13 protein-coding genes are annotated in these 15,141 nt (G+C 58.2%); 6 read left to right on the top strand and 7 right to left on the bottom strand.

Annotated elements, in window-relative coordinates; genetic code table 11:
• Nucleotides 1–33: 33 nt before the first annotated feature.
• Nucleotides 34–633 (bottom strand): hypothetical protein, encoded by a 600-nt coding sequence (locus B5525_RS19305; RefSeq protein WP_079567427.1) that lies wholly within the window; start codon nt 631–633, stop codon nt 34–36.
• A gap of 468 nt (nt 634–1,101) precedes the next feature.
• On the opposite strand from B5525_RS19305, the gene B5525_RS19300 reads away from it, so the two are divergent.
• The 6 genes from B5525_RS19300 to B5525_RS19270 all read left to right on the top strand — a co-directional run bounded on the left by B5525_RS19300 (nt 1,102) and on the right by B5525_RS19270 (nt 7,295).
• Nucleotides 1,102–1,620: a MarR family winged helix-turn-helix transcriptional regulator gene (locus tag B5525_RS19300; protein ID WP_079567426.1), complete on the top strand. Its 519-nt coding sequence runs from the start codon at nt 1,102–1,104 to the stop codon at nt 1,618–1,620.
• 13 nt (nt 1,621–1,633) lie between these two features.
• A complete protein-coding gene (locus B5525_RS19295; protein WP_079567425.1) occupies nt 1,634–2,872 on the top strand; it encodes an ABC transporter substrate-binding protein in 1,239 nt (412 codons plus the stop codon).
• A 41-nt stretch (nt 2,873–2,913) separates the two neighbouring features.
• A complete protein-coding gene (locus B5525_RS19290) occupies nt 2,914–3,960 on the top strand; it encodes a methyltransferase (RefSeq protein ID WP_079567424.1) in 1,047 nt (348 codons plus the stop codon).
• 958 nt (nt 3,961–4,918) lie between these two features.
• Nucleotides 4,919–5,446, top strand: a complete 528-nt coding sequence (locus tag B5525_RS19280) for a hypothetical protein (protein WP_079567423.1) — start codon at nt 4,919–4,921, stop codon at nt 5,444–5,446.
• 121 nt (nt 5,447–5,567) lie between these two features.
• Nucleotides 5,568–5,831, top strand: coding sequence for a hypothetical protein (locus tag B5525_RS44055; RefSeq protein WP_154073309.1), 264 nt, complete (start codon nt 5,568–5,570; stop codon nt 5,829–5,831).
• Between the two features lie 1,047 nt (nt 5,832–6,878).
• Nucleotides 6,879–7,295 (top strand): hypothetical protein, encoded by a 417-nt coding sequence (locus tag B5525_RS19270; RefSeq protein WP_244567957.1) that lies wholly within the window; start codon nt 6,879–6,881, stop codon nt 7,293–7,295.
• 517 nt (nt 7,296–7,812) lie between these two features.
• Here B5525_RS19270 and B5525_RS19265 read toward each other — a convergent pair.
• From B5525_RS19265 to B5525_RS19240, 6 genes are all read right to left on the bottom strand, one after another.
• Entirely contained in the window at nt 7,813–8,610 is a 798-nt protein-coding gene (locus B5525_RS19265) for an ABC transporter ATP-binding protein (RefSeq protein ID WP_079567420.1), read from the bottom strand.
• Between the two features lie 118 nt (nt 8,611–8,728).
• Nucleotides 8,729–10,246 (bottom strand): ABC transporter substrate-binding protein, encoded by a 1,518-nt coding sequence (locus B5525_RS19260; protein WP_244567956.1) that lies wholly within the window; start codon nt 10,244–10,246, stop codon nt 8,729–8,731.
• Nucleotides 10,182–11,309: a branched-chain amino acid ABC transporter permease gene (locus B5525_RS19255; protein ID WP_079567418.1), complete on the bottom strand. Its 1,128-nt coding sequence runs from the start codon at nt 11,307–11,309 to the stop codon at nt 10,182–10,184. Before B5525_RS19255 ends, B5525_RS19260 begins: the two co-directional genes overlap by 65 nt.
• A 15-nt stretch (nt 11,310–11,324) precedes the next feature.
• Nucleotides 11,325–12,209, bottom strand: a complete 885-nt coding sequence (locus B5525_RS19250; protein ID WP_079573557.1) for a branched-chain amino acid ABC transporter permease — start codon at nt 12,207–12,209, stop codon at nt 11,325–11,327.
• Between the two features lie 55 nt (nt 12,210–12,264).
• Nucleotides 12,265–13,050 (bottom strand): ABC transporter ATP-binding protein, encoded by a 786-nt coding sequence (locus B5525_RS19245; protein ID WP_079567417.1) that lies wholly within the window; start codon nt 13,048–13,050, stop codon nt 12,265–12,267.
• Nucleotides 13,047–15,029, bottom strand: coding sequence for an AMP-dependent synthetase/ligase (locus tag B5525_RS19240; protein ID WP_244567955.1), 1,983 nt, complete (start codon nt 15,027–15,029; stop codon nt 13,047–13,049). Before B5525_RS19240 ends, B5525_RS19245 begins: the two co-directional genes overlap by 4 nt.
• Nucleotides 15,030–15,141 lie beyond the last annotated feature (112 nt).

Below are 15,141 nucleotides of genomic sequence, written 5' to 3'. Positions count from 1 at the left end.
GCGGCGGTCTCTCCGAGTCTAACCGATGCTCGATCAAGCAGCTCGCTTGAACGCTTCCCGCGCAGCCTCATTGGCGCGATCGAAGGCAGTTCGCGTTTCCGTCAAAGCCGCCATGAGTACGGACCATGACTGGGTCCCCGCCTGGCTCAACCTCTCGAGTTTTTTCTCCGCCTCGACTGCATCGGCATTCATGCGCTTAACGGCGGCGTCGATATCGCCCCGACGCTCAGAAGCGAATTTCTTGGCATCGCCGCCAAGCTTGTCTGCTGCTTCGCGCCACGCTTTCAATTGGGCATCGGCTTGAAGCTTGAACGTCGCCTGCTGGTGCTCGATTTGCTTGCCGAAGCCTTCGACATATTTCTTGACCTCGGCCTCGAACAAGCGCCAGTCAGCCTCTAGTTTTGCTTTTGCCTGGATCCAGGCGGCCTCGTTAGCTTCCGACTGCTTCTTCATGGTGTCGCGGAAGTCATCACGCTGCTTACGCAGGTCAGCAAGAACCTTCTTGGCCTTGTCCCGGACGTCTGCCTGCACCTCGGCAGCCTTGCCCTCAAGCGAGGTCACCGTTGCGTCCATTTCGTCGAGACGCTCCTTGGCCCAATTTGTAAAGAAGTGGATATTGCTTTGCGTAACCATTTGCTCGTCTCCATGACCGTCGAATGGTGCCGCCCCATGTTGCTGATTAGCACGCCGCGCCAGGCTATTTTTGATGTGAGTCAATATCAAACCTAAGAGTGGTCCGCAGTCTGACCGGACTTCACCCAAGAAGTTGCGAGTTCCGAAAGGGTCAAACTGAGACCTCGAGGCCTAGAAGCTGGATAGATCCTACTCATTCGTGTGAACGGCCGCTTTGCGCCAAAACCGGGCCTTCAGCCGCCGGCGCTTTTGACCCGACTGAGACATCGGCCGCGCCCAACGCGCAATGTCTGGATGCCGGTTTCAGCCCCTGTCAGCGAACCCGTTGCCCAATAACACCTGATCGCCAGCAGCGTCATTTCTGGAGGTGATGAAAGCAACCATTGACAAATAGAAAGTTTACTTATCATAATAATACTTTCTATTTGGGATTACCGGCGCGCCAAGACGCGTTTTGGAATCGCGCAAATGCCGAAGACATCTCGCCCCCTGGACGCTCCGCCGGTCCCGGTGTCGCATCGTGTCCCCGCTCATTTGGCGCGCCGCTTCCATCAAATATGCCTTGGGGTCACCGCTGAAATCCTTGAACGTGAAGGCCTGACCCCGATGGTCTACGCGATCATGGCCGACCTGCAGGAGCGACCGGGAAGCGGTCAGCGTGAGCTCGCGAACCGCCTCGGCGTCGATCCAGTGAGCGTTGGCCAGATGATCGACTCTCTCGAGGCGGAAGGGCTTGTCGACAAAAGGGTTCATCCGAGCGACCGCAGGGCGCGCGTGCTTCGATTAACGCGACGTGGTGCCGAGTTGCGACGCCGGCTGCGTCCGTCCCTGCTCGCTGCGCAGGAACGACTGCTAACGCCGCTCTCTCCCATCGAGCGAACAGCGCTTCTGTCGATGCTCGCTCGCGTGATCGCGGCCAATCAGTCCTACGCCCGTCCTGGCAACGGTCGTCGCAAAATGCGTCGATCTCATCCTCAAGGTAAATGAGCAGGAGGCAAAAATGAGGTATCCGCGATATCAAGCATTTCCAGTCTGGCAAATCTCGTTCGCCCGGACTGAGGCTTTCTCGTTCTTGATCCTGCTGTTAGCCCTCGCAATTTCTCCGACCGCATCCGCGCAAACACTTTCCGGCGAAATCAAAATCGGCAACACGATGCCTTATAGCGGCCCGGCCTCGTCTTACGGGACCATCGGTCGCGCACAAGCGGCCTATTTCAAGATGCTCAACGAGAAAGGCGGCATCGATAACCGAAAAATTAATTTTCTTACGCTCGACGACGCCTATAGCCCGGCGAAGACGGTTGAACAGACCCGCAGGCTAGTGGAAAGCAATGAGGTACTTCTGATGTTTAGCGCATTCGGCACCGCCACTGTATCGGCGGTGCAAAAGTATCTTGCCGATCAGAAGATACCGCAGTTGTTCTTCGTTACGGGCGCCAGCAAATGGGCGGCCCGTCGAAATTTCCCGGGAATGATCGGCTGGCAACCCACCTATCGAGCCGAAGCAATCGTCTATGCCGGATATCTGCTGCGTACAAAACCGGACGCCAAGATTGGCGTGCTCTACCAGAACGACGACTACGGCAAGGATTATCTGCAGGGAATGAGGGACGGCCTTGGAGCAAAGGCCGATGACATGATCGTCAAGGAACTGACGTATCAGGTGAGCGACCCGACTATAGATTCTCAGATCGTCGCGCTGAAAGCATCAGGCGCGGATGTTTTCTTCGACGTGACCACGGCCAAGTTCGCCGCGCAAGCCATTCGCAAGATCGACGAGATAGGATGGAAGCCGCTGCATTTTCTCAATTCGATTTCGTCTTCCGTCGCAACCGTGTTGACACCGGCCGGTCCCGACAAATCCGTCGGTATTGTCAGCGCAGCCTACAGCAAGGATCCGACCGATCCGCAATTCAAGGACGATCAGGGTGTTCGCGAGTACCGGGGTTTCATGCACGACTACTATCCGGAAGGCGATCCTGCCAACATCATTAATGCTATCGCTTACAGTCGCGCGATGACGCTTGCCCAGGTGTTGAAGCAATGTGGTCATGACCTCTCTCGGGAGAACATCATGCGCCAGGCCGACAGCCTCGATGTCGAACTCCCAATGCTGCTGCCCGGCATCAGGATTCAAACCAGTCCCGAGCGTCCTTTCGCCATAACCCAGATGCAGCTTCAACGATTCAATGGCAGTACCTGGGAGCGGTTCGGCGATTTGATCAGATTGCAATACTAGCGTCGATCTGCGGGCCTTACCCAGCCTTGAAGGAGCCAGCGATGCAGACACAATCGACCGCTCAATCTGCCGGGCCGTCGCTGATGCCCATGATCACTGGCGCATGGGCTTCGCAAGCGATTTGTGTCGCAGCCACGCTGGGCCTTGCGGATTTGCTGGCTCAGGAGCATCAGTCCGAAGAGGCACTGGCGCACGCGACGGGCACGCAGCCTGCGGCGCTCGCACGCCTGCTGCGCGCTCTTGCATCGCTAGGGGTATTCCGCGAAACCGAAGAGGGATTGTTCGCCTCGACGCCTCTGGGTGATCAGTTATGCAGTGATGTGCCGGGCTCCCTGCGCAATCTCGCCATGATGGTTGGGGCTCCTGAAGCGCGGCGGGCATGGAGTGATCTGACCTACAGCGTGCGCACGGGCAACTCCGCTTTTCAGAATATCTTCGGGATGGACACCTACGAATATCGGACGAGGCACCCGGAGGAAAGGGCGATTTTCAATGCGGCGATGGCGGACATGACCCGCCAAGTGGCTGCGGCCGCTGTCGCGGCGTACGATTTCAGCCGCTTCCGTTGCATTGTAGACGCCGGTGGCGGCAACGGTGCACTGCTGGCGAGCCTGCTTGCGACCACACCGGGCCTCAACGGGATACTTTTTGATCTGCCCTCCGGCACGGAGGGAGCCCCAGAACTTATTGCGGCTGCTGGCATTAGCGAGCGTTGCAAAATCATCCACGGCGATTTCTTCAAGGCCGTTCCCACGGGAGCGGACGCATATATCCTCAAAAGCGTGATGCACAACTGGAACGACGAGATGTGCTGCACGATTCTCAAGAACTGCGCTGCAGCCATGTCGGAAAGCACCAGACTTCTTCTGCTCGAACAAGTGCTCCCGGCGAGAATAGAAGCTGACCCGCTCCACCGGCGCGCCCTCATGACTGATCTCAATATGCTCGTCATGACAAGTGGCTGCGAACGTGGTGAGGCTCAGTATAGCCAACTCTTGAGGGCAAGCGGCCTTGAGATTAAGGCGATAATTCCGACGGCGTCGTCGTTTAGTATTATTGAAGCAAATCGAGCTCCTTACCCGCAATGAAATCGGTGGGCGGCGCCCGCTGGCGACGAAGCGGTGGTCTGAAGCCGGATCTGCTTCCCGAGCTTCCGCGATGTCCGCAGGTGGTGCACTTAGTCGACCTCGGTGTTTACGCGAATGACCGCTTTGCGCCAGAAGCGGCCGTTTACCCAGAGGCCTATTTTCACCGTCAGACAATAAAAAACAAAAGGCCACGCGGGCATTACACCGCATGGCCTTTGCGAGACTGTACCCCTGGGCCCTCCAGAGATTCCGTCTCAGGGCGCATAGTGTGCGGGTGGAGGTGCCTGTCTAGGGTGTGATGGAATTACCCACAGCTCATACGAACGAACACCCCTCAACCAACCCGTCCGCTTCAAACAGCGTCTTTGGCAACCTTCAGCGGTGTCACTTGACCGACTGGCTGGCTGGCTCGGCTGCGAACTCCATGGGCTCTTTCGTGAAAGGATTTACACCGCTGCGGGCTTCAGAAGCAGGCTTGTTCACAACCGACATTTGCCTGAGAGGAGGCTTGACCCAGCAATCAAATGGCAGGTGGTCCAGCCTATGGCGCCCACCTCCGCCAGCTAATCGTGAACCTGTTCCATCGCTGGTATCGACACCTCGGCTTCGAGGGTTGCTCCAGTCACAGCGGGCGAAGGACCTTCATCACTAACACAGCCAGGAAGATCTTGGCGGTGGGAGATGCCTGCGCGGCGTGCAGGTTCTGGCCGGTCACAGGAACCTTCGGACGACGCAACGGTACATCGAGGCTAACCCGGAAGCGCAAAACAGGGGCGTGCAGAAGATTTGAACCAAGATAATCGCGGTCGTTGCGTCCGGCTCCCTATGGAACCATTAGAAGACTCGGAACAGCCATGACTGCTCCAGATTCACGCTTACTTGCCACCGAGCCGCCCAACTTCAGTCTCGAAGATTAGCTCCCATCCTCCTCCAATCTGTAGGAGCCGTTGGTTCGAAGATGTCCAGGACGTTGTGGCTCGCCCTGTTTTGTATGGTTGGCTTGGGACCGGCGATAGCGATCAAGTTGGCTGCGCGGCCGGCTGCTCAGGTCGTCGAAACCGCCCAGGATCAAAGCAAGATCGAGCCGGCGTTCGCACCTAACGAATTGGCGAAGGCTGATAGGCTAAAGCTGCCCAACACCCCTGTGAAGACTGAGTTTATTGTGCCGGTTACGAAGCCGATGCCTGCGGAAAGTCCATCGACCATCCCCGAGACCATCAAGAAGGTCGATATCGATCGCACCGTCGTCCATCAAGCACCCGTCTTCGAGAGTGGCCTCGGTCGACGGCCGGACCGAAATTGGCGGAACGCCAATGCCAAGATCAACTCGGTCGAGTCGCCTCGTTGGCATACTAAAGGTAACGAATCGAAGCAAAGCACAGGCAAATACCCGCCGAACAAAACGGCCGAGATCTGGCACTGCCGACAGGACGCCATGGGGAGTCTCCTAAGATCATTGGACCTCTCGCCACGATGTAATTTGTAGATCGCTCTGACTTATTGCTCGTTTCCGCGCTTCTGGACCGGCCCCTCCCCTCAATACTCCGAAATCTCAGCATCGACGCGACATCAGCGGCGCTAAGCCGAAAATCCGTGACGGCAGCCATGTGCTTGAAATCGATTTTAAGCCTCCTTTGTTATCGATAGATCCGCTGGCCAACGCGGCCGCTTCGGTCTTTCAAATTTCAATCGATGGATTCCATGACCTCATGACTGGATCAGTGAAAGTTACACGAGACGATAAGGCCGCAATCGTCGATTGGCGCTTTGAAAGTCCAGAATGGGCACGAGCCATCCCTTTGCAGACCAATATCTCCTACGAAGGCGATGGACATGCTCGGATCGAGCTCCGTAAAGCTCAAGAACGATGACAAGTCGCAAAGCGCCGACTTCCGAAATGGGTCCGACTCGGACTTGGGTATGCGCATTCGCGAGGTCTGCTTTACTCCGACGAGCGGACATCGTTAGAGGACATGCGCTGGGCAGAACGGCATATCAGTTTTCGTGCTCGGGAGGTTTCGCGATCCTGGTCACGCGCAAATCTGAACGGTTACCAAGTTAAACGGAAGGGTTGGAATCCTTGGGGATTAGCAGCCATCCTCTGGCGGTCAGGCCGCTTGGCGACCCACGTCTTCTTGTGCTGGATCTTGGTAGGCGCTGCAGCAGGTGTCGGGAGCGGTACGCTAAGCGGGGCTTCCGCGACGAGCGCCGGCGCTTGCTGCGGAACTTCCGGAACCGATGCTGAAACGACCGGGGTTTGCACACGGGTATCGAATTCCACGCGCGGTGGACCCACCCTATCCGAAGCTATCCGAAAGAACGGCCTCGCCACGTCGCCGTGGGTGATTGTTTCCGTTATGGGAAAATAGGATGAAACGATCATCAAGAGCGCAAGGAGTGCTCCGCCGGCAAAAGTGAAATAGCGAAGTTAAGGGCATAGTCCGACCGAAAATCGATCCCAAGCTATCAGGTGTGTCTGCCTCCATCCCTTTTGGGTTCAAATGTTTTGCCGGTGGAACACTTCGGGGCCACGGTTTCAGCCGGGCACTAACTCTTAGTTAGGCGATCCGGAGAAGCTCGCTCGGCAACTGATGATACAATGACCCTTCTATCATCAGTCGATCCAAGCCCTTGTCGCTTCTATTCGTTTGGAGATGGAAGCGTAACTTCGCAGTGCGGCAGGTCAACGCGCGCTTTGAGGTCGGATTCGGACGCCGCGGCGTTTGGCGTCGGGCTCCTTCATTAACCCTGTCGGCAAACGCCCTGTACGTGGGTCAGGTTGTTACCTGGACCGCCGCCAAGTTGCCTCATTAGATCGGAGAATTTCCACCGGCACTAATCCTGGTCGGGGGAGTATCATGCTGAGAATGGCGTTGTTGGGCCTCCTCATCCCATTGGGTGTAGGAGTACTCGCGGCAATGGAACTCAGAACTCCACCGCGGACTGCAGTAGCGGTCGTTCAGCCCCTTGCCGAGACGACCGTAGGCATTTCCGATTCACATGGTGCATTGGCGAAGACTGATCGACTTGAAATTACCTATGCGAAAAGCGAGACGCCAACGCAGCCTGGTCTAGTCGACGAACGCATTTCTCCGTCGGAAGCTACCACTATCGGTTCGCCGGAGGCCCCGAAGATTATCAACCGCCATCGGCACGATCCCAAAACAAAGAAGGTCACTACCGCTGCACTTCGTAAGTCGAAGCCAAAGACTACCGATATCAAGCGAACTGCTATTCCCGATCGTTCAAAGGCCGCCAGCGACACCGAGCCCTGTCGGCTAAGCGCGTTTGGTGGCTTGCGTAAGGCTTTGAATTCATCCGGCTGCGAAATCTAATTCAGTGAGCCGCAATCCCTCTTGGAACGGCTTCGATCGCTCTAACCTAATGTTATCGCCAGAACCTGGTGCCCGACCTCAGGCTCAACGCCCCACGGCGCGGCCAATGTCCGCTCCGGGGTCAAACTGAGAAATACTCGGAACGATGCTCTTCCGCCGATGACAGACATCCTCGGCGGCCGTTTTGGCTAGGCTTAGTACCTGAGGCGGCTCGCATCGCTGGTCGCGCGACCGCCACCCGCTCAGGATCTGTGCATCGCGTAGCGTTGGAGTTGTGCAGAGAGCGTCAGGGCCGGCAGATCAAAGCCAGCCGCTCTTAACGAAATCGCCGACGGCCCGTCGGCAGCAACTGACTTTTGCAACAAAATCGGCCAAATCCAGACATCGACCAACTCGATCTTTAGCCGGAGCATCATCAAACCGGATTGAACTCGAACTCCGTAGCTGGAAGGGGGCGGACCCTCTATTACATCTGCTCCGGACCACTCAACGGGGGCCGATCACTCAGTGTCATCGCCTAAACGAGCCAACGTTTGCGCCGCTTGTAGTGCTTCACATCGCGGAATGATTTTCGCTTGTCCCCGGCGACGCCAAGATAGAATTCCTTGACGTCCTCATTTGCGGCGAGCGCCCGCGCCTCGCCGTCCATCACCACGCGGCCATTTTCCAGGATGTATCCGTGGCTGGCGTATTTAAGCGCCATATTGGTATTCTGCTCGGCGAGAAGAAACGAGACGCCTTCCTTGACGTTGAGATCCTTCACGATCTCGAAGATCTCTTCGACGATCTGCGGCGCGAGGCCCATCGAAGGTTCGTCGAGCAGAATCATCTTCGGGCGCGACATCAGCGCACGGCCGATCACGCACATCTGCTGTTCGCCGCCGGACGTATAGCCGGCGGTCGAACCACGCCGCTCCCTGAGGCGGGGGAAATAGGCATAGACCCGCTCCAGATCCTGCACGATCGCGGACTTGCCGTCCCTGCGCGTGAAGGCGCCGGTCAGGAGATTCTCTTCGACAGTGAGGTGAGCGAAGCAACGCCGCCCCTCCATCACCTGAATGCAGCCGCGCTGCACCAGATCGTTCGGCGACAGGGACTGCACCTCGACGCCGTCGAACATGATCGAGCCCTTGGTGACCTCGCCGCGCTCTGCATACAGCAGATTGGAGACCGCCTTCAGCGTCGTTGTCTTGCCCGCACCATTGGCGCCGAGAAGCGCGACAATTCCGCCCCGCGGCACAGCCAGCGATACACCCTTCAACACGAGGATGACGTGACTGTAGACAACCTCGATATTGTTGACCGACAGAAACATCGCTGCCGCTTCTGTCGCCGTCACGGCCTTAGGGATTGACACGCTGCTCCCTCCAAACGGTTGCAGCTTCGGGATATCCGGGAGGAGGCGAACGCTCCCCCCGGATCGCCGAATGCGTTCAGCTTTCTTTCGAGCAGTCGCGCGGTTGAATCTTCTTCTCCGCGGCATACTTCGCGGAAACATCGTCGACGAGCGGTTCGGTGATGGATTGGTTGGCCGTGTACCAGTCCGAGATGACTTTCCAGCCCTTGCCGTCCCACTGCTGTACCCGCCCCAGACGCGCGCCCTCGTGATCGGAACAGGAGATCTTGATCGGCTTCAACATGCCCTCGAAGCCGAGTTCCTTGAGACGTGCATCGGAGATGTCGAGGTTCTCCAGACCCCAACGGACCTGCTCGCCCGTCAGCGGTTTCTTGCCGAACTTTTCCTGCGCCTTGCGGATCGCCTCCACGCCGAGCATGGCATTCACCAAACCGCGGTTATAGAGAATTTCGCCGACCTTGCCAGGCTCCGACAAACCTTTGCCCTTTGCATAGACGTACTTTTCCACGTCGGCGTGCACGGGGAACTTGCCGGCACCATGCTGAAGCATCAGCGCCTTGTAGCCGGCGGCTTGATCGCCTGCGGGCGTTACATCCGGTTCTGCGCCTGACCACCAGACGCCGATCATCCTGTCCCGCGGATAGGCAACCGCAGCCGCTTCCTTGATTGCCGTGCCGTTCATGACGCCCCAGCCCCAGAGCAACACATAGTCCGGCCGATTCTGGCGGATCGCCAGCCATTGCGACTTCTGTTCGACACCGGGGTGCGTGACCGGGATCGGTGTAAACTCGAAGCCGTACTTCTGTGCCAGCACCTGCAGCGCCGGGATTGGCTCCTTGCCGTACGGGCTGTCGTGATAGACCAGCGAAATCTTCTTGCCCTTCAGCTTGTCGAAGCCGCCGACCTCCTTGGCGACGTGCTGGATCGCGATATCGGCCGCTGACCAGTACGTTCCGAGCAGCGGGAAATTGTACGAGAACACGGCTCCGTTCTTCGAATCGGCGCGGCCATAGCCCATCGTAATAATCGGGATCTTGTCCGTCGCGGTCTTTTCGGTGAGGGCGAATGTAATGCCGGTCGACAGCGGATTGAAGAACGCTGCGCCGGTCGGGCCCTTGCCTTTAAGACGCTCGTAACACTCAACGCCCTTGTCGGTGGCGTAGCCGGTCTCGCATTCCTCGACCAGAAGCTTGACGCCGTTGATCCCGCCGTCGCGCTCGTTGATCAGGTTGTAATAGTCGGCCACGCCGTTTGCGTACGGTGCGCCATTCACGGCGTATGCGCCCGTCCGGTAGGACAGTATCGGGATGAACTGCTCGTCCTGCGCTGCAGCCGGAGCGGCAAGTGCCGCGCCTGATAGTATGGCTGCCGCCAGCAACAGTTTGTTGCGTAACATATCAATCTCCTCCTCGTTCAGTCCGGTTTGCGGTACCGGATCTTGTTTTGTTTTGCGGGCTTCCTTGCTCCTTCTGCCAACGACTGCCGCTCCGCATTGCGATCGCTGGCTTCCTTTGCATTGACCGCCCCCTTCAGTACGGAAACGGCCAGAGTCTGAGCTTCTCCTTGCCAATCGATATGAGCCGGGCAAATCCATGTGGCTCCTTGATGAGAAGAAAGCAGATCAACGATCCGAAGATGATGAATTCCAGGTGAGTGATCGTTTCTGTCGACAGCGGCACGCCGAGCTGGGTTGGAATCAGGTTCAGCATGATCGGCAGAATGAGGATAAAGGCCGCACCTACGAACGACCCCATGATCGATCCCAGCCCGCCGATGATCACCATAAACAAGAGCTGCAGCGAACGGTCGATCGAGAACGCGAGCGGCTCCCACGAGCCCAGATAGACGAACGCCCAGAGTGCGCCCGCCACGCCGACGATAAATGAAGAGACCGCGAAAGCCGTGAGCTTTGCGTAGAGTGGCCGGATACCGATCAGCTCGGCGGCGATGTCCATGTCGCGGATTGCCATCCATTGTCTGCCGAGATTGCCGCGAACGAGGTTCTTCGCCAGAACCGCGAACACCGTTGCGAAGGTCAGGCATAGCAGATAGCGCTCGATCGGCGTGTCCAGGACCAGACCGACGAAATTCAGTGCCGGCGCATTGACCGACCCTGACGGCGCGTAATTGGTGAACCACGACACCCGCAGGAACACCCAGTCGAAGAAGAACTGCGCTGCGAGCGTCGCAACAGCCAGATAGAGGCCCTTGATCCGTAGACTGGGAACACCGAAGAGGATTCCGGCAACCGCCGCCGTGAGCCCGCCGAGCAAAATGGATGACAGCACGGGCAATGGCGGGATCGAAAGCGCGGAGCCAAGCCAGGCGAGCGGAATATGAACGCCGGTCGCCAACTTGTAAGCAGAGTAGGCGCCGATGGCCATGAACGCGCCGCTGCCGAGCGAGATCTGGCCGCAATAGCCGACGAGAACGTTTACGCCGATCGCGGCGAGTGCGAGGATCAGGAAGGGCAGCAGAATGGCGCGCAGCAGATAGTCGCTGCCGAGCGGCCAAATGTGGAAAGTCGCCAGCAGCGGCACCCCAATGAAGGCGATCCCCAGCAAGATGGCGAGCGCTATCCGGTCCTGGCGGATCGGGAAGATCGCCATATCCTCCGCGTAGGTCGTCTTGAATTGGCCAGCCTCGCGATAAAGCACGACTAACTCCTCGTGTCAGATTCGTTCGATGATCCGCTCGCCGAACAGCCCTTGCGGCCGCACGAGCAGCATCGCCAACGCCAGCACATAGGCGAACCAATATTCGATACCGCCGCCCATATGCGGCCCCAGGAACACCTCGGCGATCTTCTCGCCCGCACCGACAATGAGCCCGCCGACGATGGCTCCTGGAACGGAGGTAAAGCCGCCAATGATCAGAACCGGCAAGGCCTTCAGCGCGAGAAACGTGATGGAGAACTGAACGCCCAGCTTGGTACCCCACACGGTCGCCGCAACCAGCGCAACGAGACCGGCAACAAGCCAGACCACGAACCAGATCCAGCTGATTGGAATCCCGACCGACTGCGCGGCCAGGTGGTCGTCGGCAACCGCCCTGAGTGCGCGACCGGTCTTGGTACGTTGGAAGAAGATCGCGAGGCCGGCGACCAGAATGCCGGCGATAAAGCCGCCCCAGACGTCCAGCTTGTTGACCAGAATTCCACCCGGAAAGTGACTTTCGAACAGGAACCAGGCGTCCGTCGGGAACAGCCGCAACGGATAAACATCGGAACCGAAGATCATCTGCGAAGCACCCTCTAGGATGAATGTCACGCCGATCGTGGACATGAACAGCGTGAGGGCGTCCTGGTTCACAAGAGGTCCGATCACGAGCCGCTCGATCAGCCAGGCCGTTATCGCCATGATCACCGCAGCGAAGCCGATGCCGAGGATGATCGCAGCCCAAAGCGGGAAGCCGTTGGCCGCCAGGAGGTCGAGCGAGCGAACCAGCGCAAGCCCTGCGAGCAATACCATTGCACCTTGCGCAAAATTGAAGACACCGGATGCTTTGAAGATCAGCACGAAGCCGAGCGCAACCAGCGAATAGAGCACGCCGGACATCAATCCGCCGATCAGCACTTCGAGAAATTGACCCAATGCGATCACGCAATGCTCCTTAGTGTGTGACGCCGAGATAAGCGTCGATGACGGCCTGATTCTTCTTGACCTCATCCGGCGTGCCGTCAGCAATCTTCACGCCATGATCGAGCACCACAACCCGATGGGAGAGATCCATCACAACGGCCATGTCGTGCTCGATCAGCGCGATGGTCGTGCCGTAATGGTCGTTTACGTCGACGATGAACCGCGACATGTCCGCCTTCTCTTCGAGGTTCATGCCTGCCATCGGCTCGTCGAGGAGAAGAAGATCAGGCTCCATCGCAAGAGCGCGACCGAGTTCGACGCGCTTCTGCAGGCCGTATGGCAAGCGTGCAACCGGCACCTTCCGGATCGCCTCAATTTCCAGAAAATCGACGATCTCCTCGACCCGGTGCCGATGCTCGATCTCCTCCGCCAGTGCAGGGCCGAAGCGCAGCATCTGCCACAGAAGGCCCCGGCGCATCTTCAATGTGCGGCCAGCCATAATATTGTCGAGCGCGCTCATTCCCTTGAACAGTGCGACGTTCTGAAAAGTGCGCGCGATGCCGCCACGGGACGCCTCGAAAGGCCGCATCCTGGCGCGGGTGCGTCCCTTGAAAGTGATGGCGCCATGATCGGGATGATAGAACCCGTTGATGACGTTGAGCATCGAGGTCTTGCCGGCGCCATTCGGTCCGATAATGGCGCGAATTTCGCCCTTCATGATATCGAACGAAATATCCGTCAGCGCTTTCACGCCGCCAAACGCCAGCGATACGCCCTCGACCTGAAGCAGGATTTCGTTCGTGTCCGGCGCCCTCATGCGGCCTTCCCCAGAGATTCCGTCGAGCGAGATACTTGCAAGTCACGTATCTTGACCCGTGCCGCGATCACACCCTTGCGGCCATCCTCAAAAGTGACTTCGGTGGAGATGTCGGCTTCATGCGAACCGTTGTAGAGCGCCGTGACCAGCGGTGCATAGCGCTCGGCAATGAACCCGCGGCGAACTTTCTGCGTGCGGGTCAATTCGCCATCGTCTGCGTCGAGTTCCTTATGCAAGATGAGAAAGCGGCGAATCTGCGCGCCCGCCATCACCTTTTCCTCCGCGAGGGAGCGGTTCACCTCGGCAACATCTTTCGCTACCATGTCGTAGACCCGCGGATGCCCCGCCAGCTCCTGGTAGGAACCGTAGGCGATGTTGTTTCGTTCGGCCCAGTTCGCCACAGCCGCCGGGTCGATATTGAGAATGGCGCAAACGAACTCCCTTGCGTCTCCGTAAGCGACCGCTTCCTTGATGTTGGGAAAGAACTTCAATCTGTTCTCGAGATATTTCGGCGCAAACATCGTGCCGTCAGCCAGCCGGCCGACATCCTTCGCGCGATCGATGATCTTCAGATGTCCTGTCTTCTCGTCGAAGAAACCGGCATCGCCGGTCTTGACGTAACCGTCGGACGTCAAGGTTTCCGCAGTCTTCGCCTGATCCTTGAAATATCCGACAAACATGCCGGGTGAGCGGAACTGCACTTCCCCTGACTCCGCAATGCGGATGTCGACGTTCGGCGCCGCCGGGCCAACCGTATCGGAGTAGATCTCGCCGTCAGGCTGACAGGTCACATAAAGGAACGCTTCGGTCTGACCATAGAGTTGCTTCAGGTTCAATCCGATCGAGCGGTAAAACGCGAAAAGATCCGGACCGATGGCCTCACCGGCTGTGTAGGCAACGCGCACGCGAGACAGGCCAAGAGCGTTTTTGAGGGGCTCGTAGACCATCAAGCGCCCGAGCGCATAGAGCAGCCGGCCTGAGAGCGGCACCGGCTTGCCGGTCAAAATCGACTCGCCATGCCGCCGCGCAATGCCAAGGAAGTAGTTGAACATTCGCCGCTTGATATCCGCGGCGTCCTCCATGCGGATCATCATTCGCGTCAGCATGTTTTCGAAAACGCGCGGCGGAGCGAAATAGAAGGTTGGTCCGATCTCGCGCAAATCCTGCTCGATGGTCTCACGGCTCTCGGGACATGCCATGCAGAATCCTGCGGCAAGGCCCTGTGCATAGTTGAGATAATGATCACCCACCCAGGCGAGCGGCAGATAGGCGAGCGCCACGTCGTTGTCGGTCAGTCCGTCGAACTTGACAGTATCCGTCACAGCATCGACGCAGCTTCGCGCCGACAGCATGACGCCCTTCGACGCGCCGGTTGTTCCCGAGGTGTAGAGGATAATCGAGATGTCAGAACCTTCACCCTGCCGGATGATGTCATCGATCTGCCCGCCAAGCGCAGCGTCGGCCGCAAGCGCGGCGCGACCGTCTTCGATTACATCGTGGATTGCGATCAATCGGCTGTGATCGTAGTCACGGAGTCCACGCGGTTCGTCATAAACAATCTTGTGGAGATGCGGCACCCGGCCGGATACGGACAAAACCTTGTCGACCTGCTCCTGATCTTGCGCGGCGACAAACTTCACCTCGGCGTGAGCAAGGACATAAGCAAGCTCATCAGCCACCGCATCCGAATAGACCGGAACCGGAATCCCGCGCAACGTCTGCGCGGCCATCACGGTCCAGTAGAGCTTCGGCCGGTTGGAACCGACGATGGCGATCGTGTCGCCTGGCTGCAGTCCAAGTCGCTGCAAGCCTGCGGCATAAGCACGCACGATCTCGGCGACTTGGGTCCAGGTCCACGTCTGCCAGATGCCAAGATCCTTTTGCCGAAACGCCGGACGGCTTCCAAACCGCGCGGCATTTCGTAGAAGCAACTTGGGGAACGTTTCAAACGAACCTCCAACGGCCATGTCGGCCTCCATCCCAAAAACCGGCACGTTGGTTCGCGCCTGCTTATGGTGACCCGCGCTTCAGACAGCAGCCAGGCGAGTTCCGCATGCTTCGCTTCACAATACAAGGGATCGTAAGTCGTAC

Origin of the sequence: Bradyrhizobium erythrophlei (assembly GCF_900129505.1) — a bacterium.
Taxonomy (GTDB): domain Bacteria; phylum Pseudomonadota; class Alphaproteobacteria; order Rhizobiales; family Xanthobacteraceae; genus Bradyrhizobium; species Bradyrhizobium erythrophlei_D.
The sequence above is the reverse complement of the archived record's forward strand: the minus strand, read 5'-3'. Positions and strand labels throughout refer to the sequence as shown.

What these genes read in the sequence shown, in the direction of transcription:
- B5525_RS19305 (WP_079567427.1), bottom strand. Translation starts at nt 633, where the DNA reads ATGGTTACGCAAAGCAATATCCACTTCTTTACAAATTGGGCCAAGGAG.
- B5525_RS19300 (WP_079567426.1), top strand. Translation starts at nt 1,102, where the DNA reads ATGCCGAAGACATCTCGCCCCCTGGACGCTCCGCCGGTCCCGGTGTCG.
- B5525_RS19295 (WP_079567425.1), top strand. Translation starts at nt 1,634, where the DNA reads ATGAGGTATCCGCGATATCAAGCATTTCCAGTCTGGCAAATCTCGTTC.
- B5525_RS19290 (WP_079567424.1), top strand. Translation starts at nt 2,914, where the DNA reads ATGCAGACACAATCGACCGCTCAATCTGCCGGGCCGTCGCTGATGCCC.
- B5525_RS19280 (WP_079567423.1), top strand. Translation starts at nt 4,919, where the DNA reads ATGTCCAGGACGTTGTGGCTCGCCCTGTTTTGTATGGTTGGCTTGGGA.
- B5525_RS19270 (WP_244567957.1), top strand. Translation starts at nt 6,879, where the DNA reads ATGGAACTCAGAACTCCACCGCGGACTGCAGTAGCGGTCGTTCAGCCC.
- B5525_RS19265 (WP_079567420.1), bottom strand. Translation starts at nt 8,610, where the DNA reads ATGTTTCTGTCGGTCAACAATATCGAGGTTGTCTACAGTCACGTCATC.
- B5525_RS19260 (WP_244567956.1), bottom strand. Translation starts at nt 10,246, where the DNA reads ATGGATTTGCCCGGCTCATATCGATTGGCAAGGAGAAGCTCAGACTCT.
- B5525_RS19250 (WP_079573557.1), bottom strand. Translation starts at nt 12,209, where the DNA reads ATGTCCGGCGTGCTCTATTCGCTGGTTGCGCTCGGCTTCGTGCTGATC.
- B5525_RS19245 (WP_079567417.1), bottom strand. Translation starts at nt 13,050, where the DNA reads ATGAGGGCGCCGGACACGAACGAAATCCTGCTTCAGGTCGAGGGCGTA.
- B5525_RS19240 (WP_244567955.1), bottom strand. Translation starts at nt 15,029, where the DNA reads ATGGAGGCCGACATGGCCGTTGGAGGTTCGTTTGAAACGTTCCCCAAG.